This window comes from Cryobacterium sp. M23 (assembly GCF_002929655.1).
Classification (GTDB): Bacteria; Actinomycetota; Actinomycetes; order Actinomycetales; family Microbacteriaceae; genus Cryobacterium; species Cryobacterium sandaracinum.
Genome location: NZ_PJJV01000077.1, coordinates 1 through 26242, shown reverse-complemented (window position 1 = coordinate 26242; position 26242 = coordinate 1). Strand labels below are relative to the sequence as shown.

Annotated in this window: 26 protein-coding genes and 2 pseudogenes; 13 read left to right on the top strand and 15 right to left on the bottom strand. The window is 68.0% G+C overall.

Annotation, left to right across the window (positions count from 1 at the left end; genetic code table 11):
* Positions 1–92 precede the first annotated feature (92 nt).
* Positions 93–1904: a DEAD/DEAH box helicase gene (locus tag CXY82_RS12190; RefSeq protein WP_104171154.1), complete on the bottom strand. Its 1812-nt coding sequence runs from the start codon at positions 1902–1904 to the stop codon at positions 93–95.
* A 55-nt stretch (positions 1905–1959) separates the two neighbouring features.
* Between CXY82_RS12190 and CXY82_RS12185 the strand changes: the two genes are divergently transcribed.
* Positions 1960–3648 (top strand): long-chain-fatty-acid--CoA ligase, encoded by a 1689-nt coding sequence (locus CXY82_RS12185; protein ID WP_104171153.1) that lies wholly within the window; start codon positions 1960–1962, stop codon positions 3646–3648.
* A 6-nt stretch (positions 3649–3654) separates the two neighbouring features.
* Here CXY82_RS12185 and CXY82_RS12180 read toward each other — a convergent pair whose 3' ends face one another.
* Positions 3655–4152, bottom strand: coding sequence for a DNA alkylation repair protein (locus tag CXY82_RS12180; RefSeq protein WP_104171152.1), 498 nt, complete (start codon positions 4150–4152; stop codon positions 3655–3657).
* A gap of 58 nt (positions 4153–4210) precedes the next feature.
* Here CXY82_RS12180 and heR point away from each other — a divergent pair, with 58 nt between their 5' ends.
* Complete coding sequence (gene heR, locus CXY82_RS12175; protein WP_104171151.1) at positions 4211–4996, top strand: heliorhodopsin HeR; 786 nt, start codon at positions 4211–4213, stop codon at positions 4994–4996.
* Here heR and CXY82_RS17370 read toward each other — a convergent pair.
* Both CXY82_RS17370 and CXY82_RS12165 read right to left on the bottom strand, forming a co-directional pair.
* Positions 4993–5241, bottom strand: coding sequence for a hypothetical protein (locus tag CXY82_RS17370; protein WP_104171150.1), 249 nt, complete (start codon positions 5239–5241; stop codon positions 4993–4995). The two genes, heR and CXY82_RS17370, sit on opposite strands and share 4 nt — an antisense overlap.
* A gap of 34 nt (positions 5242–5275) precedes the next feature.
* The gene (locus CXY82_RS12165) at positions 5276–6229 is read right to left on the bottom strand and encodes an FAD-dependent oxidoreductase (RefSeq protein WP_104171149.1); all 954 of its coding nucleotides are present in this window, start codon (positions 6227–6229) and stop codon (positions 5276–5278) included.
* 232 nt (positions 6230–6461) lie between these two features.
* On the opposite strand from CXY82_RS12165, the gene CXY82_RS12160 reads away from it, so the two are divergent.
* On the top strand, positions 6462–7304 hold the full coding sequence (locus CXY82_RS12160; protein ID WP_104171148.1) for an NAD(P)-dependent oxidoreductase: 843 nt from the start codon (positions 6462–6464) through the stop codon (positions 7302–7304).
* Between the two features lie 185 nt (positions 7305–7489).
* Here CXY82_RS12160 and CXY82_RS18040 read toward each other — a convergent pair whose 3' ends face one another.
* The 3 genes and pseudogenes from CXY82_RS18040 to CXY82_RS12145 form a co-directional block, all read right to left on the bottom strand.
* A complete protein-coding gene (locus tag CXY82_RS18040) occupies positions 7490–7966 on the bottom strand; it encodes a hypothetical protein (protein ID WP_233199324.1) in 477 nt (158 codons plus the stop codon).
* Positions 7967–8004: 38 nt separating this feature from the next.
* Positions 8005–8277, bottom strand: a pseudogene (locus CXY82_RS18635) (cellulose binding domain-containing protein); the annotation flags it as partial.
* 515 nt (positions 8278–8792) lie between these two features.
* Complete coding sequence (locus CXY82_RS12145) at positions 8793–9494, bottom strand: histidine phosphatase family protein (protein ID WP_233199323.1); 702 nt, start codon at positions 9492–9494, stop codon at positions 8793–8795.
* A gap of 91 nt (positions 9495–9585) precedes the next feature.
* On the opposite strand from CXY82_RS12145, the gene CXY82_RS17640 reads away from it, so the two are divergent.
* Both CXY82_RS17640 and CXY82_RS12140 read left to right on the top strand, forming a co-directional pair.
* Entirely contained in the window at positions 9586–9792 is a 207-nt protein-coding gene (locus CXY82_RS17640) for a hypothetical protein (protein WP_199180952.1), read from the top strand.
* Between the two features lie 81 nt (positions 9793–9873).
* A pseudogene (locus CXY82_RS12140) lies at positions 9874–12483 on the top strand (dihydropteroate synthase); the annotation flags it as partial.
* On the opposite strand, the gene CXY82_RS18035 reads toward CXY82_RS12140, so the two are convergent.
* From CXY82_RS18035 to CXY82_RS12130, 3 genes are read right to left on the bottom strand one after another with little or no spacing between them, the layout of a single operon-like run.
* Positions 12371–13300, bottom strand: coding sequence for an ECF transporter S component (locus CXY82_RS18035; RefSeq protein ID WP_233199322.1), 930 nt, complete (start codon positions 13298–13300; stop codon positions 12371–12373). The pseudogene CXY82_RS12140 and the gene CXY82_RS18035 overlap by 113 nt on opposite strands.
* Complete coding sequence (locus CXY82_RS12135; protein WP_233199321.1) at positions 13297–15282, bottom strand: ATP-binding cassette domain-containing protein; 1986 nt, start codon at positions 15280–15282, stop codon at positions 13297–13299. Before CXY82_RS12135 ends, CXY82_RS18035 begins: the two co-directional genes overlap by 4 nt.
* Positions 15282–15818: a hypothetical protein gene (locus tag CXY82_RS12130; protein WP_104171145.1), complete on the bottom strand. Its 537-nt coding sequence runs from the start codon at positions 15816–15818 to the stop codon at positions 15282–15284. Before CXY82_RS12130 ends, CXY82_RS12135 begins: the two co-directional genes overlap by 1 nt.
* A 173-nt stretch (positions 15819–15991) precedes the next feature.
* Here CXY82_RS12130 and CXY82_RS12125 point away from each other — a divergent pair, with 173 nt between their 5' ends.
* Positions 15992–17233: an alkaline phosphatase PhoX gene (locus tag CXY82_RS12125; RefSeq protein ID WP_233199320.1), complete on the top strand. Its 1242-nt coding sequence runs from the start codon at positions 15992–15994 to the stop codon at positions 17231–17233.
* A gap of 18 nt (positions 17234–17251) precedes the next feature.
* On the opposite strand, the gene CXY82_RS12120 is transcribed toward CXY82_RS12125, so the two are convergent.
* Positions 17252–17437, bottom strand: coding sequence for a hypothetical protein (locus CXY82_RS12120; protein ID WP_370443706.1), 186 nt, complete (start codon positions 17435–17437; stop codon positions 17252–17254).
* A 49-nt stretch (positions 17438–17486) separates the two neighbouring features.
* Entirely contained in the window at positions 17487–17954 is a 468-nt protein-coding gene (locus tag CXY82_RS12115; RefSeq protein WP_104171144.1) for an Lrp/AsnC family transcriptional regulator, read from the bottom strand.
* Between the two features lie 119 nt (positions 17955–18073).
* On the opposite strand from CXY82_RS12115, the gene CXY82_RS12110 reads away from it, so the two are divergent.
* Positions 18074–19111 (top strand): ornithine cyclodeaminase, encoded by a 1038-nt coding sequence (locus CXY82_RS12110; RefSeq protein WP_174843629.1) that lies wholly within the window; start codon positions 18074–18076, stop codon positions 19109–19111.
* A gap of 5 nt (positions 19112–19116) precedes the next feature.
* A complete protein-coding gene (gene ctlX / locus CXY82_RS12105; RefSeq protein ID WP_198411465.1) occupies positions 19117–20067 on the top strand; it encodes a citrulline utilization hydrolase CtlX in 951 nt (316 codons plus the stop codon).
* An 18-nt stretch (positions 20068–20085) separates the two neighbouring features.
* On the opposite strand, the gene CXY82_RS12100 is transcribed toward ctlX, so the two are convergent.
* Genes CXY82_RS12100 through CXY82_RS12090 form a run of 3 tightly spaced genes read right to left on the bottom strand, consistent with a single transcriptional unit; the run spans position 20086 to position 22587 of the window.
* Positions 20086–20313, bottom strand: a complete 228-nt coding sequence (locus CXY82_RS12100) for a hypothetical protein (protein WP_104171143.1) — start codon at positions 20311–20313, stop codon at positions 20086–20088.
* 6 nt (positions 20314–20319) lie between these two features.
* Positions 20320–21759: a glycosyltransferase family 2 protein gene (locus CXY82_RS12095; RefSeq protein ID WP_104171142.1), complete on the bottom strand. Its 1440-nt coding sequence runs from the start codon at positions 21757–21759 to the stop codon at positions 20320–20322.
* 9 nt (positions 21760–21768) lie between these two features.
* On the bottom strand, positions 21769–22587 hold the full coding sequence (locus tag CXY82_RS12090; protein ID WP_233194085.1) for an alpha/beta fold hydrolase: 819 nt from the start codon (positions 22585–22587) through the stop codon (positions 21769–21771).
* A 381-nt stretch (positions 22588–22968) separates the two neighbouring features.
* Here CXY82_RS12090 and CXY82_RS18385 point away from each other — a divergent pair, with 381 nt between their 5' ends.
* The 5 genes from CXY82_RS18385 (at position 22969) to CXY82_RS12070 (ending at position 26088) form a co-directional block, all read left to right on the top strand.
* Positions 22969–23856, top strand: a complete 888-nt coding sequence (locus CXY82_RS18385; RefSeq protein ID WP_304481771.1) for a transglycosylase SLT domain-containing protein — start codon at positions 22969–22971, stop codon at positions 23854–23856.
* A 79-nt stretch (positions 23857–23935) separates the two neighbouring features.
* Positions 23936–24919: a DUF222 domain-containing protein gene (locus CXY82_RS18025; protein WP_104171141.1), complete on the top strand. Its 984-nt coding sequence runs from the start codon at positions 23936–23938 to the stop codon at positions 24917–24919.
* Complete coding sequence (locus CXY82_RS12075; RefSeq protein ID WP_146069122.1) at positions 24916–25413, top strand: HNH endonuclease; 498 nt, start codon at positions 24916–24918, stop codon at positions 25411–25413. Before CXY82_RS18025 ends, CXY82_RS12075 begins: the two co-directional genes overlap by 4 nt.
* A gap of 42 nt (positions 25414–25455) precedes the next feature.
* Entirely contained in the window at positions 25456–25614 is a 159-nt protein-coding gene (locus CXY82_RS17365; RefSeq protein WP_158252038.1) for a hypothetical protein, read from the top strand.
* Positions 25615–25623: 9 nt separating this feature from the next.
* Positions 25624–26088, top strand: coding sequence for an isoprenylcysteine carboxylmethyltransferase family protein (locus CXY82_RS12070; RefSeq protein ID WP_104171139.1), 465 nt, complete (start codon positions 25624–25626; stop codon positions 26086–26088).
* Positions 26089–26242 lie beyond the last annotated feature (154 nt).

Below are 26242 nucleotides of genomic sequence, written 5' to 3'. Positions count from 1 at the left end.
TCGCCGACGACGATTGCACTCTGCACCAGAGTTGGATAGCCCCCGGCAGGGTAGCGGATCGCGGATACCCCGTGCCCTGCCGAGGCAGGTGCCTAGTAGCTGCGCGGCTGGCGCGGCGGGCGCTCGGTGCGGCCCTCGCGACGGACCGGTCCGCCGCCGTCGGCACGGATTTCGATGAGCTTGCCGCTGATGCGGGTGTTCTCCAGTCGGCCCAGCACGTCGCCCGGCATGTCGGCCGGCAGCTCGACGAGCGAGTATTCCGGGTTGATCTGGATGTGACCGAAGTCTTCGCGGCTCAGGCCACCCTCGTTGGCGAGAGCGCCGACGATCTGGCGCGGTTCCACCTTGTGGCGCTTGCCGACCTCGATGCGGTACGAGGCCATCGCGCGGTTGTTGTCGCGGGGGCGGCGTTCCACCCGCTCCACGCGTTCGCCGCGCTCTGCGCGTTCGTCACGGCGGTCGCCGCGACCGGCGTCGGCGCGGGCGCGCTCTGCCCGGTCGCCGCGGTCGGCACGCTCGGGCCGCTGCGCGCGGGCATCCGCCTGGGTGAGCAGCAGGGGAGTCTCTCCCTGGGCGACGACCGCCAGGGCCGCCGCGACATCCGCTTCGGGCACGTCGTGATGTGCGACGTAGTGACCGATGATGTCGCGGAAGGCGCCGATCCGTTCGGACTGGCCGAGGGCCTCGGTGATGGCGTCGTCGAAGCGTGCCAGGCGGGTGACATTGACGTCTTCGAAGCTGGGCAGCTGCATCTGCGTCAACGGCTGGCGGGTCGCCCGCTCGATGGCGTTGAGCAGGTGTCGCTCGCGCGGCGTGACAAAGCTGATCGCTGCGCCGCTGCGGCCGGCGCGGCCGGTGCGGCCGATGCGGTGCACGTACGACTCGGTGTCGATCGGGATGTCGTAGTTGACGACGTGGCTGATGCGGTCGACGTCGAGGCCGCGCGCGGCGACATCCGTTGCGACCAGGATGTCCAGCTTGCCGGACTTGAGCTGGTTGACGGTGCGCTCGCGCTGCACTTGGGCCACATCGCCGTTGATGGCAGCGGCGGAGTAGCCGCGCGCGCGCAGCTTCTCGGCGAGCAGTTCGGTCTCGTTCTTGGTGCGGGTGAAGACGATCATGCCTTCGAAGTTCTCCACTTCGAGGATGCGGGTGAGCGCGTCGACCTTCTGCGGGTACGACACCATCAGGTAGCGCTGGGTCGTGTTCGCGGAGGTCGTGGTCTTGTTCTTGATCGTGATCTCTTCGGGGTCGTTCAGGTACTTCTTCGAAATCCGCCTGATCTGCGGCGGCATGGTCGCCGAGAACAGGGCGACCTGCTTGTCGTTCGGGGTGTCGGCGAGGATCGTCTCGACGTCTTCGGCGAAGCCCATCTTGAGCATCTCATCGGCCTCGTCGAGCACCAGGTACTTCAGCTGCGACAGGTCGAGCGTGCCCTTTTCGAGGTGGTCCATGATGCGGCCGGGCGTACCGACGACGATGTGCACCCCACGGCGCAGCGCGGAGAGCTGCACGCCATAGCCCTGGCCGCCGTAGACGGGGAGCACGTGCACGCCGCGCATATGACCGGCGTACTTCTCGAATGCCTCACAGACCTGTAAGGCAAGCTCACGGGTCGGGGAGAGCACGAGTGCCTGCGGGGTCTTCTGCGCCAGGTCGAGGCGCGAAAGAATCGGCAGCGCGAACGCGGCGGTCTTGCCGGTTCCGGTCTGGGCGAGGCCGACGACGTCGCGCCCGGCGAGAAGCGGGGGGATGGTGGCGGCCTGGATGGCGGAGGGAGTTTCGTACCCGACGTCCTTGAGCGCCTTGAGCATCGCATCATTGAGCCCGAGGTCGGCGAAGGTTTTCGCGTCGCGGGCAGTATCTGCCTCGCTCTGCGTGGGGGTCGTGTCAGGGGTGTGCATATTACAACGGTAATCCATCGGAGAGTGCGCCCCGTTCGTGCGGGAGGATAAGACCATGTCGACAACGCAGCAGCAACCCTGGGTAAAGAACTATCAGCCGGGCGTCCCGGCCGAGATCGAGCTCCCCACGGAGTCGCTCGTCGCGATGCTCGAGCGGTCCGTGGCCGAGGCCGGTGACCACCCCGCACTCGAGTTCTTCGGGCGCCGCACGACGTACACCGAGCTCGGCGACCAGGTCGACCGGGTTGCGGAGGGTCTGCGGCACCTCGGGGTGCGAGCGGGAGACCGGGTGGCCCTGATCCTGCCGAACTGCCCCCAGCACGTCGTCGCCTTCTACGCGGTGCTGCGCCTGGGCGCCGTGGTGGTCGAGCACAACCCGCTGTACACCTCGCGGGAGCTCCGCCACCAGTTCGAGGACCACCAGGCGCGCATCGTGATCGCCTGGGACAAATCCGTGGCCTCCGTTCGCGCCTTCCCGCGCGACATCGAGATCGACCACATCGTGTCCGTGAACCTGCTCCTGGCGTTCCCGACCCTCAAGCGCCTCGCCCTGCACCTGCCGGTGAAGAAATTACGCGAATCCCGCGAGGCCCTCACGGTTGCCGCGCCGGGCACGATCCCGTGGAAGGAACTGCTCAGCCATGTCCCGATCGATCCCGGGCATCCGCGCCCGTCGGTCGACGACCTCGCGGCCCTCCAGTACACCTCGGGCACCACGGGCCAGCCCAAGGGCGCCATGCTCACCCACTTCAACCTGTACTCCAACGCCCTGCAGGGCGAGGCATGGATGCACGGGGCCGAGTACCGCAAGGAGGTCTTCTACGCGATCCTGCCGATGTTCCACGCGTTCGGCATGACCCTCTACCTGACCTACGGCATCCGTAAGCAAGGTCTGCTCGTCTTGTTCCCCAAGTTCGACCCCAACTTGATTCTCGACGCCATGAAGAAGTCGCCCGCCACGGTGTATTGCGCGGTGCCGCCGATCTACGAGCGCACGGCCGTGGTGGCGAAGGAGCGCGGAATCTCGCTGCGCTCCTGCCAGTACTGCATCTCGGGTGCGATGAACCTGCCCGACCATGTCGTGGAAATGTGGGAATCGGTGTCGGGCGGGCTGCTGGTGGAGGGCTATGGCATGACGGAGACGTCGCCGGTGGCCCTCGGCAACCCGTTCCACCCCACCCGCCGGCCCGGCACGGTCGGCGTGCCCTTTCCCTCCACGCTGATGAAGGTGGTCGACCTGGACGACCCCACCATGGAGGTAGTGCAGGGTCGGCCCGGCGAGCTGCTCCTGAAGGGCCCCCAGGTTTTCCAGGGCTACTGGAACAACCCCGAGGAGACCGCGAAGGCCCTCCTCCCCGGCGGCTGGATGCGCACGGGGGACATCGTGACCGTCGACGCAGACGGCTTCACCACGATCGTGGACCGCGCCAAGGAACTCGTCATCACCGGCGGCTTCAACGTCTCGCCCTCGGAGGTCGAGGCGGTGCTGCGACTGCACACGGATGTCGTCGACGCGGCCGTCGTCGGCAAGGCTCTCGAACGCGGCGGGGAAATGGTCGTCGCGGCAGTCGAGCTGAAGCCCGAAGTGCCGCTCGATGAGGATGCACTGCGGGAGCACTGCCGCGAGCACCTCGCCGCCTACAAGATCCCGCGCCGGATCGTCACGATCGAGGACATGCCCCGCTCGATGCTCGGCAAGATCCTGCGCAAGCAGGTGCGCGAGCAGGTTCTGCCGGGGCTCTGAGACTGATCAGAGGTGCTGCTCGAGCCGACGCCTCGTGAGCAGGGAGGCCCGGCGCAACCACGGATCGCCGTCGCCGGCCCAGCGATCGAGCACCCCGTCTGCCCGGGCCCGGCCCGGCGCATCCAACCGCTCCACCAGTGGACCCACCACGTCGACGGCGAGCGGGTCGACCAACTCGCGCAGGCGGGCACTTCGCACAAATTTCTCGATCCGGCTCAGGTCGGAGTTGTCCAGCACCCGCACATTCGATTGCAGCAGCACGACGGCCGCGAGACGGCGCTCGAACACCGGCACCGCCCACAGCTCGGAACTCAGTGCTGTGATGTCGTCCTGCGTCAGGCCGGGATACCGGCGGCCGGCGTCCCGGATCGTGCCGCGCACCGCGCCGACCGAGGCACCGTAGAACCGCAGGTCGCTGCCCAGCCGCTCCTTCTCCGCCGCCGCCCGGTACGGATCCCCCTCGGCTTGCAGCGTCGCGTCTACGAAGCTGCCGGCGTCACTCACCCCTTCATTCTCGCGTTTCCGGAGGCTGCCGGCGCACCCTGGCCGTTACGCTGAGTGCATGACGACGGCATCGGAGAACACCGTGACGGATGCCCGATCCACCCGCCTGCGCAGCGTCAACCTCGCCGCCGCACTCCTCCTGATCGCACAGGCCGTTCTGGTCTCCGTGGTCGTCCTGGCCCAGAGCGCCCCGGTGCTGCTGCCGGTCACGGCCGGCTTCCCCGGCGGGCCGGTGGGTTCCCAGGCCGAAGCGCAGGTCATCGACCTGGCCGCCGTGAACCTCGGGGTGGCCGTCGTCATCCTGCTCGCCTTCTCCGCGCTCCTACGCCTCGCCGCCGTGACCCCGACGTTCGCCGGCAGCTACCGGCGCGGCCTGGCCGCCGCGCGCAATCCACTGCGCTGGGTCGAGTACTCGCAGGTCTCCGCGATCACGGTGTTCCTCATCGCCCAGTTCAACGGCGTCACGGAGGTCGGCACGCTGGTGGCGCTCTACGCCATCACGGCGGGTGCCACGCTGTTCCTCGCACTGCAGGAGCGTGAACCGGCCGGCGGCTCGCTCCGGCCCTTCGTCTTCGGAGCCATGGTCGGCATCGTGCCGTGGGGCATCATCGCCTTCTACCAGGTCGGCGCCGGGGCTCTCCGTGACGTGCCCGAACTCTTCGTGCGCACCGTCACCCTCTCGCTGCTCGCGGTGGCGGCCTTGGTCTGGACCAACGCCTGGCTCGGCCGACGAGCCCACGGCGCATGGGCGCATCCGCACCGAGTGGAGATCGTGCAGATCACCCTCGTCACGCTCGGCACCACGCTGCTGGCCGCGCACGTGGTGTGGGGCGTGCTGCTCTAGACGAGGTTCGACACCGTCAGGTGCGGGGCCGACTCCAGCAGGGCCTGCTCGAACCCGGCCAGTGCCTCGGCGGGGAGCGACCAGGCCTGCTTCGGGCATCCGTCACCGGGTCTGCCACCCGCATCCGTCGTCACGTTATTACGGAGATTTTTGGAAAACGCCGGTCTTGGCGCCAGCCTGAGCGGCGTGTCGCGAAAATCTCCGAAGTTAGCGACGGCGCGCCGGGTCTCGACGAGCTCGACCACCGGAAGTCGAGCTCGAACGCTGGGCTCAGGCGGGCTAGGCGAGCGCGCGGGCCACGTCCAGTCCGGAGCGCACGGCCCGAGAGATGCCCGACGGATGCCCGTGCAGCCGCCCGAAACCGTCTCCCGCCACGAAGATGCCGGGCTGGTCCGCGCTGCGGAAGAACGTGGCATCCGACCCCGAATCTGCAGGCACCACAGCATTCGCATACCGCCAGCGCTTCAGCGCTGAGTCCAGAACGCGCACGCCGGGCAGCAGCCGGATCAGCTCGGCCAGCAGCTCCGCCTGCGAAAATGTGGCGTCCGCGTCCCAGGTCGCCTCGCTCCAGAGCGGGCTCGCAATGACCTCGAGCCACACCTGTCCGGCATCATCCCGGTGCCTGACTCTAATCGTCTCGATGACTCCGTCGGGAGCGGACCGGCCCACGACGTCATTGACGACGTCGTCGGCGCCGTCGACGATGCACAGCAGAACAGCCCGCCTGTCGTAGGCAGCCTCGAGCAGGCCGGGCGCGACAGCGATCCCGCTGCCGCGCAGCATCTGCAGGTTCTGTGGAACCGGCGCTGTGAGAACCACCGCCCGGCCCCCGAACGGTTCCCCCGAGCCGCGCGGCACGACGTGGATGAGACCGGAATCCTGCACGGCGAGGTGGGTGACGAAGAAGCGCCGGAGCGTCGTGCCGCCCGCCCACCGCTTGGCAATATCGCCCGCGGGCTCGTCGAACATCCACTTCGCGTAGCCCTCGGTGTCGGGCACGAACCGGGCTCCCGTTCGGCGGGTGATCTCGCTGGTGACCTCGGCGTCGTGACTGTGAACCGTGTCGACGGACGGGTTCAACAGCCGGCCGCCGAGCGGGCGGCTCGCGAGCCGCCCGCCCGGCCGCGATCCCTTGTCGAGGAGGAGGACCGCACGACCGCGCTCCTGCAGGTTCCGGGCGATGGTCAGACCGCAGACGCCCGCACCGACCACGATGACGTCCCACGTTTCCATGTCTGGAGGCTAGTGCACGCGCGTTGCACGCGCGTTGCACGCGCGTTGCACGCGCGTTGCACGCGCGTTGCACGCGCGTTGCACGCGCAGTGCACGCGCAGTGCACGCGCAGTGCACGCACAGCGCGCCCACCGTGCAGTCGTACGCTTGTTCGTGTCGTCCTAGCTGCCGAGACCCGGCACGGATGCCTCAGCGCCGCATCCGCAGCACCGCTCACACAAAGGAGTCCCGCATGAAGATCGTTGTCACTGGTGGAAGCGGAAAGCTCGGCCGGACCGTCGTGACGTACCTCGTCGCCGAGGGCCACGAGGTACTGAACCTCGACCGCGACGGTGCCCGCAGCCACGATCTGGTGGTCGTGGACCTCACAGACTACGGCCAGGTCGTCGACGCGGTCCTCGGTGTCGATGACCGGCATAGCGGGTTCGACGCTATCGTGCACCTGGGCGCGATCCCGGCTCCCGGCCTGGTTCCCGACGTGGCCACGTTCCACAACAACATCCTCTCCACCTACAACGTGTTCCAGGCGGCCCGGCGGGCGGGCGTCAAGAAGCTGGTCTACGCGTCCAGCGAGACTGTGCTCGGTCTCCCGTTCGACATCGACCCGCCCTACATTCCCGTGGACGAGGAGTACCCGGCCCGGCCCGAGAGCACCTACTCGCTGGTGAAGCACCTCGAGGAGCAGCTGGCGATCCAGCTCACCCGCTGGGATCCCGAACTCAGCATCACGGCTCTGCGCTTCTCCAACGTGAAGGACCCGGAGGACTACGCGGCCTTCCCCGCCTTCGACGCCGACGCCACCCTGCGCAAGTGGAACCTGTGGGGCTACATCGACGGCCGTGATGGCGCCCAGGCCGTGCTGCGGGCATTGCAGAACGCGAAGCCGGGCTTCGAGGCGTTCATCATCGCCGCCGCCGACACGGTGATGAGCCGGCCCAACGCCGAGCTGGCCGCCGAGGTCTTCCCCGGCGTCGAACTCCGGGAGGTCGGCGAGAACGACACCTTGCTCTCCATCGACAAGGCTCGACGGATGCTCGGCTACGCACCGCAGCACAGCTGGCGCGACCATGTGTAGTCGTTTCAGCCGATGAAACAACGGATGCCCCCACCCGGCCGGGCAGGGGCATCCGTCTTTTCGGTGCTGAGTGGCTTGCGGCTAGTTGGTGGCCGCCACGAACGCCCGGGAGAACGACCACTGCGGGTTGCTCACCCAGGAGCACATGTACGCGGCGATCCCGCCGGTGCACGGCTGGTCCCGGGTCATTTCCCACCAGCGAGGTAGTTCAGCGCGTTCGCCTTGGCGAACTTGCCGACCTTGGTCGTGTCGGTGAGCGAGAAGACCTCTCCCGTGTCGTTCAGCCCGATCATCGGCGTGATGCCGCGACGCGCGTTGGCGGACGGGTCGGAGACGTCGGAGCCCTCGATGTCGAAGTCGATCCGGTCCACGCTGTAGCGGTCGACAACCTTCGTGTAGGCGACGAGCAGGGCTGCGGGGTCGGTGCAGACCCAGGCGAGTTCGTTGTTGACGGCCCCGCCGAACGAGACGACGAACTTCCCGCCGCCGCTCTGGAACTTCGAGATGGACCCGACGAAGTCCTGGGTTCCACCCACGGTGTAGGCGGTGTAACCGGCCCAGGTCGGGCTGCAGGTGCTGGCGCGGTGGGAGTGGGAGTGGGAGTGGGAGTGGGCGTCGGAGTTGGAGTGGGCGTCGTCGACCCGGCGCCATTGACAGAACACGGAATCGACGCGGCCCCGGCCGGAAGGCCGATCACCGTGCACGCAGTGGGGAACAGCGGCGAGGCACCCACCTTGTACGAGGTCAGACCGAACGAGGTTGCCGCTCCGGAGGCGAGCTGGGGAGCCCAGCTCGGCGCCTTCACGGTGAAACCGCCGGTAACCGACTGCAGAATCCCGTTCCACAGGGTGTTCACCTTGTTGCCGTAGGTAAACGAGATCTGCCATGGCTTGAGTGTGGTCGTCGACGTGTTGCGCAGACCCACCTCTGACTGGAATCCGGTCGTCCAGACATTCGTGTTCTTCCAGGTCACCTCGACGCCGGGCGTTGCCGCCGGCGCGGGCAGCGCGCCGGCGGCTCCCAGGCCGAGTATGAGCAGAACGGAAGAGCTGATCGCGATCGCCAGCGGTCGCAGCCGCCGGGAGGATGGATCTTTCACTCGGTGTCCTCATGGTTTTTCGTGAATGCCGTTGAGCGGCCAGGCCGTCAGATGTCAGCGGTAGCTGAGCTTCGGCTGAGCTTCGGAATGCACTAGCGGCAGCTGCGACCCCCTGGTTAAGGGGCATGTCAGCATTTTCGCGGGCCCGGAGTAGGGCCGTTTCAGCAGCGTCTTGTCCCGAACGAATTCGACGGAGATTCTGCCCATATCGCCCCAAAACAGCCCGAAAACCGGCCTTTTCCTTAAAATCTCCGTCGAATTGGTTCGGCCCTCCGGGCGCGACACAACTGCGCGATACAACTGCGCGATACAACTGCGCGACACAACCGCGCGACACAACTGCGCGACACAACCGCGCGACACAACCAATCGCGGAGGACTCAGCGCACCTAGAGCGCCAGCAGCTGCGGTCCGCCCGGTGAGCCCACGCTGAGGCCGGCCCACGACACGAGGGTCCAACCGTCTTCGGGAGAGCCGGACAACTCGACCACCCCCCTGTTCTCGAGGTCAGTCGTGCCCGCGAACAGGGGCGACACATTGCTGGCGCGGGCCGCGGTCCACACGCGGATCGCCACGCCGTGGCTGAACACCGCCGCCGTGTCGGCACCGGCGGCGGCAGAAGCGATATCGGCGTCGAACCGGGAGAAGAAGCTGTTCCCGTCCAGGCCTTCGGGCATCCTGGCTGTCAGGTCCCCGGTGACCCAGGTCAGCACGGTTTCAAAATAGGTGCGAATGGATGCCCGGTCGCTGAGTCCCTCGAGCGCGCCCGCTTCGATCTCGTGCAGCCCGGTGGCCACCTGAACGTCGAGCTGCAACGCGGTCGCCAGCGGCTCGGCCGTGAGCCGGGTGCGTACGAGCGTCGACGCGAAGATGGCGTCGATGGACTCGAGGCGCAGGGCATCCGGAATCACTGAGGCCTGCCGGGAACCGAGCTCGGTCAGGCCGGGACCGGGGTGAGCGGTGTCGAGCTGGCCGAGCACATTCGCGGGCGTCTGGCCGTGGCGGATCAGAAAGAGTCGCATTATCCCCCCAGCATGGGCATCGGCGACCGGCTGGTCGTCACCCGCTGGGCCGACGAGGAGTCCTTCCATGCCTCGCTGACCTTGCCGTCCTTCGCCCACGGTCACCGTGGCGATGCCCCACCGAAGGCAGACGCCGGCGCGGCCCGGTTAAGCTGGGCCGATGAGCGAACCCCGTGCACACGACGCCCTGCACACCGACGCCGTGCGACCGATGCGGGCCCAGGCTCTGCTGGATGCGTTGGCCGTCCGGGTCGTCATCGCCGACGGCGCCATGGGCACCATGCTGCAGGAGCACAATCCCACCCTCGAGGACTACCAGCAGCTCGAGGGTGCAACGAGATCCTCAATGTCAGCCGGCCCGACATGATCGAAGCCATCCACGATGCCTACCTCGAGACCGGCATCGACGCGGTGGAGAGCAACACCTCCCGTCCTCGCCCGCAGCATCGAGGAGGACCCCGGCGTCGCCAGCCTCTACCAGCACGTCAGCTTCGATCAGGACAGCGCGTTCCTGGCGATCGGGGAACGCACCAACGCCAACGGGTCCCGGGCCTTCCGCGATGCCATGCTCGAGGAACGCTGGGACGACTGCGTCGACATCGCCCGCGCCCAGGTGCGCGACGGCGCCCACCTGCTGGACGTCTGCATCGACTACGTCGGGCGGGACGGCGTTGCCGACATCCGCCGGGTGGTCTCCCGGCTCGCCGCCGCCCTGCCGCTCGTGGTCGACTCCACCGAGCCCGCGGTGCTGCAGGCAGGCATGGAACTCATCGGCGGCCGCCCGATCGTCAACTCCGTCAACTTCGAGGACGGCGAGGGCCCGGCCTCCCGCTTCGGCCGCATCATGCCGCTGGTCAAGGAGCACGGCGCGGCCGTGATCGCCCTGACCATCGACGAGGAGGGCCAGGCCCGCACCGCGGAGCACAAGGTGCGCATCGCCACCCGGCTGGTCGAGACCCTCGTCACCGAGTGGGGCATGCGGGTCGAGGACATCATCGTCGACGCCCTCACCTTTCCGATCGCCACCGGCCAGGAGGAGACCCGCCGGGACGGGATCGAAACCATCGAGGCGATCCGTCAGGTCAAAGCCAGATACCCCGGCATCCACACCACCCTCGGTGTCTCGAACGTGTCCTTCGGGCTGAACCCGGCGGCCCGCTCGGTGCTCAACTCGGTGTTCCTGCACGAGGCCACCGAGGCCGGACTCGACTCCGCGATCGTCAACTCGGCCAAGATCGTGCCGCTGGCCTCCGTGCCGGACGACCGCCGCAAGGTGGCGCTCGACCTCGTCTGGGACCGCCGCGAGTACGACATCGAGGGCAACCTCACCTACGACCCGCTGGTCGCCCTGCTCGACCTGTTCGCCGGGGTCGACTCGGCCACGCTGAAGGACGAGCGCGCCGCCGAGCTCGCGGCCCTGCCGGTGGGCGAACGCCTCGAGCGCCGCATCATCGACGGTGAGGCCAAGGGGCTCGGCGGCGACCTCGACCTCGCCCGGGCCGGTGGGCTGAGCGCCCTCGACATCGTCAACGTGCACCTGCTGGCCGGGATGCAGGTGGTGGGCGCCCGCTTCGGCAGCGGCGAGATGCAGCTGCCGTTCGTGCTGGCGTCGGCCGAGGTGATGAAGACCGCGGTGGCGCTGCTCGAGCCGCACATGGAGAAGACCGCGGCGGCCGGCAAAGGCACGATGGTGCTGGCCACGGTGCGCGGCGACGTGCACGACATCGGCAAGAACCTGGTCGACATCATCCTTACCAACAACGGCTACGACGTGATCAACATCGGCATCAAGAAGACGATCACCGAGATCATCCAAGCTGCCGAGGAGCACAATGCAGACGTGATCGGCATGAGCGGGCTGCTCGTCAAGTCGACCGTGGTGATGAAGGAGAACCTGCTCGAGCTCAATTCCCGGGGGCTGGCCGGCAGGTGGCCGGTGATCCTCGGCGGTGCCGCCCTCACCCGGGCCTACGTCGAGGAGGATCTTGCCGAATTGTTCGACGGCACGGTGCGCTACGCGCGGGATGCCTTCGAGGGCTTGGCGTTGATGGAGCCGCTGGTCGCCGTCGCGCGGGGCGCCGACCCGGCATCCGTGGGTTTGCCGCCGCTCAAAAAGCGCATCCACAAGCGCAGCCTGCTCACCGTCACGGAGCCGGACGCCATGCCGGCCCGCTCCGATGTGGTCGCCGACAACCCCGTGCCCGTTCCGCCGTTCTGGGGCACCCGCATCGTCAAGGGGATCGCGCTGGCCGAGTACTCCGCGTTCCTCGACGAGCGGGCCACGTTCATGGGGCAGTGGGGTCTGAAGCCCAGCCGCGGCGACGACGGCAAGAGCTACCAGCATCTGGTGGAAACCGAGGGCCGACCCCGGCTGCGCTACTGGCTCGACCGCATCCTCGCCGAGGGCATGCTCGACGCCTCCGTCGCCTACGGCTACTTCCCGGCCTCCAGCGAGGGCAACGACCTCGTCGTGCTGCACCACGGCGACGACCCGTCGGGCGAGCTGGGGGTCGCCGGCCTGCTCGCCCCCGACGGCGGCTCCGGCGGCACCGTGGGTTCCGAACGCCTGCGATTCGTTTTCCCCCGGCAGCGGCGCGACCGGCACCTGTGCCTGGCGGACTTCGTTCGCCCACGCGAATCCGGCCAGACGGATGTCGTCGCCCTCCAACTGGTCACGGCCGGAGCGAACGTCGACACGGTCACGGCGAAGCTCTTCGCCGAGAACAGATACCGCGACTACATGGAGCTCAACGGGCTGACCATGCAGCTCACCGAGGCGCTGGCCGAATACTGGCACTCCCGGGTGCGGGAGGAGCTCGGCCTGGGTGCCGAAGACCCGGTCGAACTGGCCGGCATGTTCAAGCTCGAGTACCGCGGCGCCCGGTTCTCGCTGGGCTACCCGGCCTGTCCCGAGATGGAGGACCGCCGCACGGTTGTCGAACTGCTCAGGCCCGAGCGGATGGGTGTGGTGCTGTCGGAGGAGCTGCAGCTGCACCCGGAGCAGTCGACGGATGCGTTCGTGTTCCACCACTCGGAAGCGAAGTACTTCTCGGTGTAGCCGGTGTAGCCGGTTCGGCCCGGGGTGGTCGGGCGGCCCTGCCTGGCCGGCCCAGCTTCGCTCGGCGGAGAGCGGCCAGTGCGGCCGGGCCTATCAGCACGATCCCGACCGTGGTGGTGATGGCGCGCACGGTGTCCCAGGTGAGGGTCGACGTCACGAGCGTGTACAGGGCGAAGGAGGCGAGGTTCTCGCCGAGCGTGGCATCGGCCGCATAGGAGATGTCGGTGCCCGAGCCCACTGCGAACGGCCAGAACCAGAGGTTCATCACCAGTCCGAAGAGGTAGGACGCCACGATGCCGTAGGCCACGAGCATCGCGATCTCGAGGCGGGCTGCGCCGATATGTGCGGAACGGATGCGCGGCAGCAGCGCCGCCCCGGCTCCCACCCAGCCGCAGGCGAACATCTGGAACGGGGTCCACGGGCCGAACCCACCCCACAGGGCCGAGGACACCGCGATGGTGAGCAGGCCGAGCAGGAACCCGAAGCGGGCTCCGTAGGCGCGACCGGCCAGGATCAGCAGGATGAACACGGCCTCGACGCCGCCGACGCCGGTGCCCGCGATGCGCACGGCGGCGCCGACCGCGGAGAGCACCCCCAGCAGGGCCACGGTCTTGGCCGTGTACATCTCCCCGTCGAGGGTGAGCGCGAGGGCCACGATCAGGGCCGGCACGAGCGCGAAGGCCACGACCGGCGCGGCCGACTGGGCGTTCTCCGGCAGCGCCGAGGCGAAGAACGGCCAGGCGAAGCCGGCGGCGGCGAGGATACTGCCGCCGCCGAGCACCCAGGCGGTCCAGCCCGTCCAGCCGGTGCGCCTCATGACCGCACCGGTTCCGGTTCGGTGAACAGGCCGGCGGCCATGATGACCGTCTTCGTCGCCAGGGACCGGGCAAAGTCGCGGTCGTGGGTGGCGAACAGGACCGCCGACGTGTCACTCGAGGCGCGCACTAGCGCGGCGGCGACGAGCGCCCGGGCCTGTGGATCGAGGCCGCGCGTCGGTTCGTCCACCAGCAGCACCCGCGGCTCGGCGGCCAGCTGGATGGCCATAACGAGGCAGAGGCGTTCGCCGGCCGAGAGGTCCCGCGGATGCCGCCGCATCAGGTGCGCCGCCTCCGCCACGGTGCCAAGCCCGAGCAGGTTCGCGAACCGGAGCGCGGTTCCGATCCCGGTTCCCTTCCCGGCCGGGGGCTTCAGCCGGCGGTCGGCCCGGCGGCACTCCTTGGCCACCGTGACGGCGAAGAGCAGATCGTCGAAATTCTCCGGCACCAGGGCCACGGCCGTGCGGCGGTATCGGGGGCGCAGCTGCGCCACGTCCCGTCCGGCCACGAGCACGCTGCCTCGCGTCGCCGAAAGGGCGATCGCGCGCAGCAGGCTGCTCTTGCCCGCGCCGTTCCGACCCTCGAGCGCCACCAGGTCGCCCGCGTAGAGGTCCAGCGACACATCGTCGACCGCCCGCTCGCTCCCGTGCAGAACCGTGAGGTGACGGATACTCGCGAGCGGCCCCGCAGGCCCGGTGGCGGGGGTGGTCAGGGTGCTCTGACCCTGCTGTGCCGCCTGCTCCGCCGCGACCAGCGCACTCGGCCGCTCGCCCGGGCCGAGCGCATGCACGTGCGCACCGCGGAGCTCGAGCCAGGTATCCGCCGACTTCGACCACTCCCGGGTGTTGTGCTCGGCGACCACGACGCAGACCTGGGCCTCGTGGGCCAGGCGGTCGAGCACCTGCACCACGCGCTCCCGGGCCGGGGTGTCGAGATCGGCCAGAGGTTCGTCCACGAGCAGCAGGATCGGCTGGTTGACCAGGGCGGCGCCGATGGCGACGAGACTGGCCTCGCCCGCCGAGAGCTCCGAGGTGCCGCGGCCGAGCAGATGCTCGATCCCCAGCCGCTCGGCCACCTCGCGCACCCGCTGCTCCACGAGGACCGGTGCGATGCCGCGCACCGCGAGGGCGAAGCCGATCTCGTCCGGCACGGTTTCGGCCACGAAGGAGAGCCGCACGTTCTGGGTGACAAGTCCGACGAAGCCGGCCGTTTCGCGCGGGGGAGTGGCGGCGCGGTCGGCGCCGCCCACCTCGATCGAGCCGTGCTGGGTGCCTTCGGCGAAGTGCTGGAAGAGACCGCTCATGCTGTGCAGCAGGCTGGTCTTTCCCGATCCGGTCGAACCGGCGATCACGGTCAGCGTGCCGGGAGCGAGGTCGAGGGTGAGTCCCTCGAGGTGCCAGCGCTCACCCTCGAAGCCGAGTGCGGCATCCGTCATCACGACCGGCTTCTCACACTCGCCGGCTGCCGCCCGCGTGGCGGCGAACCCGCGGGACTCCATGGACGCAGCCAGGCCGAGCGCCCGTTCCACGGTCTGCTCGAAGACCGGCACCAGCAGGGCCGGTGCCGACCGTTCGCCGCGCAACGCACTGGCCGTGCGCACCCGGCGCACCGCGTCGATCAGTGCCGGGAACGTCGCCCAGGCGATCACGAGCGACCGCGACAGGGCGCGCAGCGGGCCCCGGTTAGCGCCGCGGGCGAAGAAGCGGCGCACATCGACGAGCGCGTTGAGTACACCGAACCCGAGGATCACCAGAGCGAAGGGCAGCGCGCTCAGGGCGGCATTGCCGAGGCCTCCGGTCGTGACGGGCCCGAACAACGCGATGTGGTTGAACGGCCCATCGAGCGGCAGGCGCGGGAGGTCGAGCAGCAACAGGCCGCCGCCGGATGCCCCGCTGAAGGCCACCCGGTAGAGCACCCGGATGCCCACGAACGCTCCGGCGAGCAGCGCCGCCGAGCGCAGGGGGGAAAACCGGAAGCGCAGCATTAGCTTCCGGGGGTGGGCGTCTCGGTGCCGGTCGTGAAGATGAGGCCGACGGACTGGCCCGGTTCCAGCTCGAGGCTGCCGAGGCCCTCCTGGGCGTACTCCCACTCCGCGTCGGCGGTGGGCTTGACCCAGAGCGCCCAGTAAGCGGCAGCGGCGGGCATGGTCGCGCAGGTTTCGGTGAACGGGGTTTCGCCGGCCACCTTGATGGTTTCGTCGGCGGCCGGGCGGCCGCCCACGCGGCAGACCACCTGGTCGCCCCACTCCACGGTGCCCTCGGTTTCCACACCGGCGGTCGCCAGGACCGTGCTGGCCGTGATCGTCTCGGCGGTGGCGGTGTCGACGCAGTCCGTGATCTCGGGGGCGTCGAGCGCGCCGAAGTCGACGACGACGCTCACGCCGGCACAGCCCCCGTCGGCCGGAGCGGCGGTGGCGGTGGCGGTGGCGGGGGTGGTGTCGGTCTCGGGCGCGCCGGTGGTGCATCCGCTCAAGGCCAGCGCCCCCACCAGGGTCAGGGTGGCCAGTGCTGTCAGCTTCATGTGCTCCAGAATACCCAGCGGCGGGTGAAGTCTGGTTCCTGTCACGCGCTGAGACGGGGGCACCGAGTGTTCACCGGGCCGACACCGGCTGGAGACCGGGAGACCTCCGGGCGTCAGCATGAGGCTCATAGATTGGGTGGCGTTGTACCTACCCCCTATGAAGGAGTCGCGCCTTGCGCAAAAAGATCGCTGTCTTTGCCCTCACCGCCACCGCCACTGCCACCGCAGTCGTCGGCATCGCCCCTGCCGCGCTCGCCGCGACCGGCCCGTTCGATTTCGTGCCTCTCGCCGGTTCCGCCTACGGCATGGGCAGCACCGACTGGACCCAGCCGTACCTGCTACCGGAGGGCTTCACCCAGACCCTCGTGCACGACGAAACCGTGCTCGACGTCTACCCCGGCGTCGACGACCTGCATGACATGAACACCCAGAACGAGACCGGTGCCCAGGCCGGCCGCTTCCTCTACAACACCTACGAGGTCGGCTCGAACGGCGCCGTCTCTGTGACCGACCTGAAGACCGGTGTGGTCAGCGTCATCGCGCAGCGCGCGGACTGGAACCGTCTCGACGGCATCCGCTGGACCCCCTGGGGCAGCCTCCTCGTCACGGAAGAGACCACCGGCGGCAAGGTCTTCGAACTGTTCTTCGCGAAGAACGACCCGACCACGGTCGAGCGTATCGAGGAGCGCACCGAGCTCGGAGCGCAACGTCACGAGGGCATCGACGTCACGGCCGACGGCTCCGTCATCGTCATCGACGAACTCAACGGCGGCTCAATCTTCAAGTTCGTGCCGACCGTTCGCGGCGACCTCTCCCAGGGCCAGCTGCACGCCCTCAAGATCACCGGGCTGACGGATGCCGCGCAAAAGTGGAACCAGACCACCTTCACCGAGAAGGTCGGCGCCTTCGAATGGGTGGCCCTCGACCAGGCGCAGGTGCGCGTCGACGCGGATGCCGCGGCCAACGCGGTGAGCGCCACCGAATTCGGTCGCCCGGAAGACGTCGAGATCATCGGCCAGACCCTTTACGTGGCCAACACTTCCGAGGAGCGTGTGGTCGCGATCGACCTGTCGAAGCTCACCGTCAGCAGCTTCGTCGAGGCCGGCGTGAACGTGCCGGTCGAGGACAAGGCCGCCGGGGTCAGCGGGTTCAACAACCCGGACAACCTTGCCGAGGGCCCCGACGGCGCCCTCTGGATCACGGAAGACAACAGCTTCAGCGACATCTTCCGGGCCGAAAAGGACCGAGACCACGACGGAGCGTCCGACAGCGTCGAGCTCTTCGCTTCGCTGACGGATGAAGGCGCCGAGACCACCGGGATCTACTTCGGCAAGAACCCGAAGGAGCTGTTCGCTACGGTGCAGCACCCCGACAAGAACCTCGCCGACGGCATCTGGAAGATCACGCGCGACTAGCCTCACCCCGGAGGCAGGCTACTGCAGCGCCGAGGTCAGCCGCGCGAGGCCGTCGAGCACGGTCTTGCTGTGGGGCTCATTGTTCCAGTCCGACAGCGTCAGCTCCCGGCTCACCTTCCGGTAGCCTGCCTCCACCTCCCGCATCCGGTCGACGAACGTGCGCCCACGCACCATCAGGGAGGTCTCGAAGTGCCGCGTCGTCAAGAAGCCGGCATGAATGTAGCGCGGGTGAGGCGCGGAGGTGCGGGCAGCCTCAGTTCTGCGACAACCCGCGGGCGCCCGGCAGTTCCTCGCTCGACACCGAGCTGAGCAACAGGCTGGTCTCGCTGTTGAGCACGCCCTCGATCGAGCGCACCTGCCCGAGCAGCCGGTCGAAGTCGGCCAGGGTGTCGGTGCGCAGCTCGGCGACGAGGTCCCAACCGCCGTTGGTCGAGTGCAGGGCCTTCACCTCCGGAAAGCCGCGAAGGGCGTGGATCACCTTCGTGATCGCGCGCCCCTCCACTTCGATCAGGGTGATGGCCCGAATCGAGTTCGGGTCGCGGTCCTCCCTGATCCGCACGCCGAAACCCACGACGGTTCCCGAATCGGTCAGCCTCTTGAGCCTGCTGTTGACCGTGGACCGGGTGACACCGAGGTCGCGGGCGAGGCTGGCCACGGGCTCGCGGCCATTCACGCGGAGGGCGGAGAGCAGGCGGCGGTCGAGGTCATCGAGGGGATACATTGCACATAGTGTATGTATGCAGAGCGCACAATGCATAGTCATCTGGACAGAATGCGGCAATAATCGAATGGCGGCTGCACATCGCCCATGCATATGGTTGTAAACCTGAACGAGGGGAGATGCACGTGGTGCGCTTTGTAGACGTAGGAAACATCAACCGCTGGGCCGCCGCGACGGGTGTGGAACGCATCCTCACCGACATGGTCGAGTACCTCGAACGCGACTTCCGCCGCTGGCCTACCTTCGACAAGGCGCCGCGCGTGGCCAGCCACTCACCGCTCGGCGTGATCGAACTCATGCCCACGAGCGACGGCGTCACCTACGGCTTCAAGTACGTCAACGGTCATCCGTCGAACCCGTCGCGGGGCCTGCAGACCGTCACCGCGTTCGGCGTCCTCGCCGACGTGCAGAGCGGCTACCCCACCTTCTGGTCCGAGATGACCGTGCTCACGGCCTTCCGCACCGCCGCGACCTCGGCCATGGTCGCCCGCGCGCTGGCCCGCCCCGACGCCCACACCATGGCCATGATCGGCACGGGCACCCAGTCGGAGTTCCAGGCGCTCGCCTTCCGCGGGCTCCTCGGCATCAACCGGCTCCGCGTCTGGGACACCGATCCCGATGCCATCGCCAAATTCGTGCGCAACCTGGCTCCGCTCGGTTTCGAGATCATGGTCGCCACCGGGGCGACGGATGCCGTGACCGGCGCCGACATCATCACGACCTGCACCGCGGACAAGGCGAATGCCACCGTACTCACCGACGCCATGGTCGGCCCCGGCGTGCACATCAACGCCATCGGCGGCGACTGCCCGGGCAAGACGGAGCTCGACGCGGGCATCCTGCACCGGGCCGACGTCTTCGTGGAATTCACCGCGCAGACCCGTATCGAGGGCGAAATCCAGCAGATGCACCCCGAATTCCCGGTCACCGAGATCTGGCAGGTGCTCCTCGGCGAGGCCGCCGGCCGCACCTCGGCAGAGCAGATCACGGTCTTCGACTCCGTGGGCTTCGCCATCGAGGACTTCTCGGCGCTCCGCTTCCTGCAGGATGCCGTCGACCAGACCTCGTTCTACACCGACATCGACCTCGTCGCCGACCCCGATGACCCGAAAGACCTCTTCGGTCTGGTCACCGCGGGCGCGCCCGTTCTCGTCTGACCCCGGTGTCCGTGCAGGCCCCGTCGGCCGTGGTGCTCATCCGGCCACATTTCTTCTCGCCGAACCCCGAGACGGCCCATGACAACGCTTTCCAGTCACGGGACGCCGGGCACGACGCCGCCCTGGTGGCCGAGGCCGCCTACGCCGAGGTGACCCAGGTAGCAGGCACCCTGGAGGCGCAGGGCATCGCGGTGCACCTGTTCGATGACGACGGGCCGGGCCGCCCCGACAGCGTGTTCCCCAACAACTGGATCTCGACCCACGCCGGGGGTCACGTGGCGCTCTATCCGATGCACGCGCCGAACCGGCGCACCGAGCGCCGGGGTGACATCGTCGAGATGCTCAAGCAGCGCTACCGCGTGCAGGATGTCGTCGACTACTCCGGTCTCGAACTCGACGACGTCTTCCTCGAGGGAACCGGCGCCATGGTTCTCGACCATGCGGCGCGCATCGCCTATGTGGCCCGGTCGCGGCGGGCCGACCCGATCGCGCTCGAACGGTTCTGCACCAACTTCGGCTACGAGCCCATCGTCTTCGACGCGTCTGACGAGAACGGCACGCCGATCTACCACACCAACGTCATGATGTGCATCGCCACGGACTTCGCCCTGGTCGGTCTCGACCTGATCGAGTCGCCGGCCCGGCGCAGCCACGTCGTGGAGCGCCTGGCGGCGCAGGATCGGCAGGTGCTCGCCCTCGACCGCGATCAGATCCGCAACTACGCCGGCAACGCGATCGAACTGCACGGCCGGAACGGACGAATGCTGGCGCTCTCCCGCCGCGCCCTCGGCAGTCTGACTGCCGAGCAGCGCCGGATCATCGAGCAGAGCTGCACGATCCTGCCGCTTGACGTGCCCACGATCGAACTCGCCGGCGGCTCAGTGCGGTGCATGCTCGCCGGGATCCACCTCGACCGTCGTGCTGCGTTCACCAGCCAGGCGGCCGCGGCCGCCTGAGGGCTCAGGCGTTCGACGCTAGAGGCATTCGTCCGGATGGATGCTCCTGGTTGTAGCCCGGCGGTTGCGTCCGCGAAACCAATCCGTGGGGTGTACCTTCGGGAGGATCTTCGCGACCGCGAGTGCGGCGAACATGACCGTATTGATGGCGACGAACGCCGCAAGGATGGCGAATTCGTCCGATTGAAGCACCGTTGACGGAAGGAGGATTCCGACCGGAATCAGGGCGTGGAGAGCATCGACCATGATGGATCAGGCCACCCTTCGCGGTTCGTCGTTGGGTGCGGAGTGGATGACATGGCCCCACTGTGCCTGCCGGCCCAAGGTGATGTCGATGATCCCCTTGACGTAGACGAGGTCTAGGAACACATCGAAGATCAGCTCGGGGAAAAGCGTGAGCGCCAGCAGGCGTGCCCGTAGACCGCCCCCCCAGACCGACACGACACGTTCGGCGATGAATACGAGACCGAGGCCCAGCCAGAACGGAAACCAGACCCACGAATCGATCGCCAGAAGCGTCACAAGCACGAGCAGCAGGAACGCGCTGAGCGCGATGACGCTGTAGCCCAGGCCCAACTGCTGAGCCCAGTACCGGAAGGTGGAGGGTGAGACGCCGTATGCCCCGATGTTCTCCAACGCGCCCCGTTGCCAGCGCAGGCGTTGCACCCACAGAGTGCGAACGGTTGGCATTACCTCGGTGACCACCGTGCACTCCGAGGGAGAGATGATGAGCGCGCCCAGAGACTTCAGGGCAATGGTGAGCTCGTTGTCTTCCGTGAGCGCAGCCGTGTCATAGACATCCCCGCTGGCACCGGGAATCGTGTCGCCGCGACTTTCAGCCACCGTACGCAAGGCGACGGGCCGGAATAGCGAAGCGGTGCCCGTGAGCACGAAGACGTGGCCCCGGCGACGGCGAATGTCACGGGAGTACCGAATGTACTCGTTGCGCTGGAACTGACCGAGAAGCCCGGAACCTTCCTCTCCGTAGAACAACCCACCGACCGCCATCAGCGCACGATCGCTGGTGAAGCGACCAACGGCGGCTTCCAGGAAGCCGTCGTCGAGACGTGTGTCGGCATCCAGGACCATGATGAGGTCGTTGTCGCCCTGGCCCGGTAGGAGCACCTTCAGGATTTGATTGAGCGCCCCGGCTTTCTTGAATGTGTTCCGGCGAGATTCGAAGATTTCCACCCCCAGCGATCGGGCAATGTCGACGGTCCCGTCGGTGCAGTTATCCGCCACGACCACGACGCGTTCCGGGCGGTGCGACTGGGCGAGCAGCGATGACAGTGTCGCGAAGATCGATGCCTCTTCGTTGTGCGCGGGCACCAGAACGGTTACGGTCACGGCGCCGGCGAAGACTCCGCGCGTTCTTGCCATCACGATTCCCGCCGAGAGGGGAGTGGTGCGCTGGTTCAAAGACCGACGGGCCTTGCTCGACGTTCCTCGTTCGAGCATTGCAATTCCTGCGGCGAAGAGGAAAGCCAGAGCAACGGCGCCGAGGATGATCCGCGGCGTCGGTGCCGCCAAGTCATAAAACACCCGCCACATCCCGAGCAGCAGCCCTTGGGAGGGCATTTCGCCCGCCGTCGGCGTTCCGGAGGCGACGACAAACCAGAGGAGGGTCGCTGCACCTCCAGCCACAAGCCCGATGACGACGCCGACGCCGCGATCGAAAGTCTTTGCCCCCATGGGCGCAGATTAGCAGAGTAGGGGGACCTCGACCCTCCCGCTGCTGCTGCTCCCGCTCCGGAAGAACTCGATCGCCGCCTCCCGGAACGCGCGTGACGTCGGGGCGTTGAAGTGATTGCGCCCGGGGATCTCGAAAAATCCTCCGCTCGGCGTGGCCGCGGCGAGTACCTTGGAGGCCTCGAGGATGCTGTCTTTGGTCCCGGTGGCGAAGAGCACGGGCTGAGTCGGCGCGTTGTCGGCGCCGGGTTGGGGGCCGCCGCGCATTCCCTCGACGAGGGCCACGAGGGCTTTGAGGTCGTTGCCGGGCAGCGCGCGGGCCATGGTCAGGTAGGCGCCGGTAAGGCGGTCGGCGACCTCGGTGCCGTGCTCGATATGAGCGCGGGCATCCGTGACCTTGAAGCGTCTGAGGGGGTCGCCGTCGGGTATGCCGCCGAGCACGGCCCGCGAGATGCGTCCCTCCAGTTCGCGGGCGGCCTGCCAGCCCACGCGGGCGCCGAGGGAGTATCCCGCGTAGGCGACCTCGTCGAGCAGGTAGGCGTCGAGTACTTGCAACACGTCGTCGACCAACGCCTCCATCGTGTAGTCGGCGGGGGAGCGGGGCTTGTCGCTCAGGCCGTGCCCGCGCTGGTCGATCGCGATCAGGTGGAAGCCGGCGCGGATGAGATCGCGCGTCCAGCCGGTGACGTGCCAATTGGCGACGGCGCTGGAGGCGAAGCCGTGCACGGCGAGCACGGTGGGGGCGCTCGAATCTCCGAATTCGTAGGTGGCCAGGTTGACTCCATCGGCCGAATAGACGAAGCGGTGCGGTGGGGCGGTGCGTTGTGACATCACGGACCATTGCATCACGACCATCCGGATTTCGGCCCACCAGGTCGACTTTTGGGCAATCCCGCCACCCTGCTTTGCCAGTGCTTTGCCAGCTAAAAATGAGGATATGTCCAGAAATTCCGGGCAGTCTTGAAGGTTCGCCCGGCCGGGTCCCCGACCGTGGAACGTCGAAAAAGAACCGTAAGCGCAGCCGCGCGCGCGATTCGCCCAGTGAAAGTTATGCCAAACTCAGACTCGTCTTCCCCTTTGTCCGACCTTTTCCCCAGTTCAAACACTGAATCAGACGCCATTCCGGTCCGTGCGGCAGCCGCGATCGGCAGCGACGTCGGACTCACCCGCCATCAGGAAACGCGTCGCCGGCGTGGACGAAGCCGCCTACTCGTGGCCGGCGCCGTCATCGCCGTCGGCGCCATCGTGGGCAGTGGATTCTCCGCCCAGTCTGCGTCGCAGGCTGCCGCGGACGAGCAAAAGAAACGCATCATTGCCACCGCAGCTCTGGCAGCCGCCACCGGCCCTCATCCCGAGCAGGCAGGCAGTCTCGACGGAGTCGTCCCGGCCCACGCCTCCGCGAGCGCCCGCACCACCCTTGCCGGTGCCACCGGCGTGATCGCGGCGGCCCAGGGCAAGACGGATGTCTCGGCCCTCTCGAGCGCCGTCGCCTCGCTCAGCGAGTACACGCTTCTGGCCCCCGAGCGAGTTTTCGATCTTGTGGAGCAGGTCATTGCCGAAGCCGAGGTCGTGAAGGCCTCGACCGCTGTGGCCGATCGCATCGCCGCGGAGCAGGCCGCGGCTGCGGCAGCGGCTGCTGGTCAGGCTGCCGCAGCTGCTCAGGCTGCCGCGGATGCTCAGGCTGCCGCGGATGCCCAGGCGCAGGCTGCGGCCCAGGCGGCGGCTCCGAAGCCGGCAGCACCCAAGCCGGTCGCTCCCGCCCCGGCACCGCCCCGCCCCGCCGCCCCCACGAACCCCAGCGGAGCCCAGGCGATCGCCCGGGACATGATGGCGTCCAAGTACGGCTGGGGCGCCGACCAACTCGGATGCCTGGTCAGCCTCTGGAACAAAGAGTCCGGCTGGAACGTCAACGCCTACAACGCCTCGAGCGGTGCCACCGGCATCCCGCAGGCCCTGCCCGGCAGCAAGATGGCCTCGACCGGCGCCGACTGGGCGACCAACCCGGCCACCCAGATCTCCTGGGGTCTGAACTACATCGCGGAGCGCTACGGCGACCCCTGTGGAGCGTGGTACAAGTCGGTGGCCTCGGGCTGGTACTGATGGTCAACATCTTCGAAAAGTAACGTACATTTTCGGAGTATTACTAGAACTGAGATTCCATCAGTGCTAAAATCGGGGTATGGAAAACCTGGCCGATCTCAGCGACATCGAGGACTTCGACATCGAGGACTTCGACATCGAAGAGCTTGACGACGGTGGCGCGCTCGGCGTCGTGACGGCCGAAACGTCCGGTGACGCGGCTTCCCTCGATCGCAGAATGAGCGTCCTGGCCGAGCTGGTCTCCGCGGCCGCGGCCGCCGACCGACTACTCGCCGCGGCGTCGGCGGCGCGGGCCGAGGCGGTCGACGAGGTGCGGGCCTGGTGCCTGTCCAATGAGCTCGCCGCCGAACGTGATCGCGCCCGCCGGACGGCTCGGGCCGAGGCCGTCGAGCAGGGGCTCACGCCGCCTGCCGACAGCGCGGCCGACTGTGCAGCCGACAGCGCGGCCGACAGCGGTTCGGTGTCGGCCGGCGTGGCCGGTTCCCGGTGGAACGCCCTTGAGATCGCCTACCGCACCGCGATCTCCGAACTCGCCTGTGCGTTGCACATCTCCCAAGCTTCGGCCTCCAATCTGATGGCGCAGAGCGAGGCGCTCACCGGCACGTTCACCGCCAGCCGCAATGCCCTCGCGGCCGGCCAGATCAGTTACGCGCACGTGCGGATCCTGATCGAGCACGCCAATTCTCTTCCGACGGCGGCCCGCGCCGCCTTCGAGGCCGAGATGCTGCCCCAGGCGAAACGGCTCACCGTGCCCCAGTTCGACCGCACGGCTCGCCGCCTGCGGGAGAAGTCGCATCCGGAGTCGATCACCGTGCGCCGCACCAAGAGCCAGGCCGACCGCACCCTCGTGTTCGAGCCGGCCGCAGACGGCATGGGGTGGCTGCACAGCTACCAGCAGCTGCCGGTTGCCCAGGCGATTTTCCACCGAGTCAACGACATGGCGGCCAGTCTGCAGGGCCCCGACGAGCACCGCACTCTGGCCCAGCTCCGAGCGGATGCCTTTGCGGCACTGGTGGTCGACGGACCCCCGCGGGGCTCGGCCGGGGCATCCGCGCCACCGTGAACGTGACGGTGCCGGTGTTCACCCTCCTCGGCCGCAGCGACGAGCCGGGTCACCTTGAGGGGTGCGGGCCGATCGACCCCGAGACGGCCCGGGAACTGGCGGCCGGAGCGCCGAGCTTTACTCGCATCCTGGTCCATCCCGAGACCGGCGTGATGCTGTCGGTCGGCCGACATCAGTACCGGGTGCCGAAGGACCTCCGGCGGCTCCTTGTGATTCGAGACGAAACCTGTCGATTCGCCGGCTGCAACCGACCGGCGGCCCGCGCCGAGATGGACCACAGCCACGAATGGCAAGAAGACGGCATCACTCGGTACGACAACCTCGCCAGCCTCTGTGCGCCCGACCACCGGTTGAAGACCCAAACCAACTGGACGGTGACCCAGTCGCCGGGCGGCGAGCTCCACTGGACTGCGCCCAGCGGTCTCCACTACAGGTCCGATCCGGCAATACCCTTCGAGCCTCCGGGCGCCGTCGACGACCCACCGCCCTTCTAGGGCCGGCGTTCAGGGTCACAATGTCTGCTGAAGCTCCCTCTCGTGCTCGCGGGAGCCCAGACCGACAAGGGCGGCCGGGCACTGGCCGGCTACGACGAGGACAAGAAGCTGGCCGGGATCGTAACGGCCGCAGTCTTCGTGACATCCGCGATCTCCTCCGGGGTCGCGAACACGTGCAACCCGAGGCAGGTCAGGGCGTAGCCTCAAGCCATGAAGCGTGCGCTCGCAATTGCCCTGGTGTCGGCCCAATTCCTGCTGCTCCTGGCGCTGGCCCTCCTGCCCCACGGCACACTGTGGCCGGTGAACCTCGCCGTTGTCGTTGGCGCGATCGTGCTTGCTGTCGCCGGCGCGGTCTTCGCCGTGCTCGGCATGCTCGGCCTCGGACCGGCCCTCACCGCGAGCCCGATTCCGCGGGAACACGCGCCACTGGTCACCACTGGTGTCTACGGTCTTGTGCGCAGCCCCATCTACACCGGTCTGATGATCTGCGGCCTTGGGCTCGTGCTGCTCGGCGCATCGGTCTGGCATCTCGTAGCCTGGCTCGCCCTCGTTCTGCTGCTGGCGGGCAAGGCACGCTGGGAAGAGCGGATGCTCGTGGCCGAGCACCCGGACTACGCCGCTTACGGCGCCCGCGCCGGCCGCTTCCTCCCCGGGATGGGTCGGCTGAAGCCGTGACGTGGTGAACCAATTCGACGGAGATTTTGGAGCACAAGTGCTTTTCGGCCGGGTTTTGGGACATTTCGGCCAGAATCTCGGCTCTCCTGCTGCTTCCGTGGGTTAATCCCGGCCGGGGAGCACTGGTTTGTGGCCGCCGAGGCTGAGCATGGCC

Bases quoted from the DNA above. Each gene is read 5' to 3' on its own strand.
- CXY82_RS12190 (WP_104171154.1), bottom strand. From the start codon at position 1,904: ATGCACACCCCTGACACGACCCCCACGCAGAGCGAGGCAGATACTGCC.
- CXY82_RS12095 (WP_104171142.1), bottom strand. From the start codon at position 21,759: ATGGGGGCAAAGACTTTCGATCGCGGCGTCGGCGTCGTCATCGGGCTT.
- CXY82_RS12115 (WP_104171144.1), bottom strand. From the start codon at position 17,954: ATGTATCCCCTCGATGACCTCGACCGCCGCCTGCTCTCCGCCCTCCGC.
- CXY82_RS12145 (WP_233199323.1), bottom strand. From the start codon at position 9,494: ATGGAAGGACTCCTCGTCGGCCCAGCGGGTGACGACCAGCCGGTCGCC.
- CXY82_RS18025 (WP_104171141.1), top strand. From the start codon at position 23,936: ATGGAAAACCTGGCCGATCTCAGCGACATCGAGGACTTCGACATCGAG.
- CXY82_RS18035 (WP_233199322.1), bottom strand. From the start codon at position 13,300: ATGAGGCGCACCGGCTGGACGGGCTGGACCGCCTGGGTGCTCGGCGGC.
- CXY82_RS12130 (WP_104171145.1), bottom strand. From the start codon at position 15,818: ATGAAGCTGACAGCACTGGCCACCCTGACCCTGGTGGGGGCGCTGGCC.
- CXY82_RS12165 (WP_104171149.1), bottom strand. From the start codon at position 6,229: ATGGAAACGTGGGACGTCATCGTGGTCGGTGCGGGCGTCTGCGGTCTG.
- CXY82_RS12160 (WP_104171148.1), top strand. From the start codon at position 6,462: ATGAAGATCGTTGTCACTGGTGGAAGCGGAAAGCTCGGCCGGACCGTC.
- CXY82_RS17640 (WP_199180952.1), top strand. From the start codon at position 9,586: ATGAGCGAACCCCGTGCACACGACGCCCTGCACACCGACGCCGTGCGA.
- heR (WP_104171151.1), top strand. From the start codon at position 4,211: ATGACGACGGCATCGGAGAACACCGTGACGGATGCCCGATCCACCCGC.
- CXY82_RS12135 (WP_233199321.1), bottom strand. From the start codon at position 15,282: ATGCTGCGCTTCCGGTTTTCCCCCCTGCGCTCGGCGGCGCTGCTCGCC.
- CXY82_RS12070 (WP_104171139.1), top strand. From the start codon at position 25,624: ATGAAGCGTGCGCTCGCAATTGCCCTGGTGTCGGCCCAATTCCTGCTG.
- CXY82_RS12185 (WP_104171153.1), top strand. From the start codon at position 1,960: ATGTCGACAACGCAGCAGCAACCCTGGGTAAAGAACTATCAGCCGGGC.
- CXY82_RS12090 (WP_233194085.1), bottom strand. From the start codon at position 22,587: ATGTCACAACGCACCGCCCCACCGCACCGCTTCGTCTATTCGGCCGAT.
- CXY82_RS12110 (WP_174843629.1), top strand. From the start codon at position 18,074: ATGCACGTGGTGCGCTTTGTAGACGTAGGAAACATCAACCGCTGGGCC.
- CXY82_RS12100 (WP_104171143.1), bottom strand. From the start codon at position 20,313: ATGGTCGATGCTCTCCACGCCCTGATTCCGGTCGGAATCCTCCTTCCG.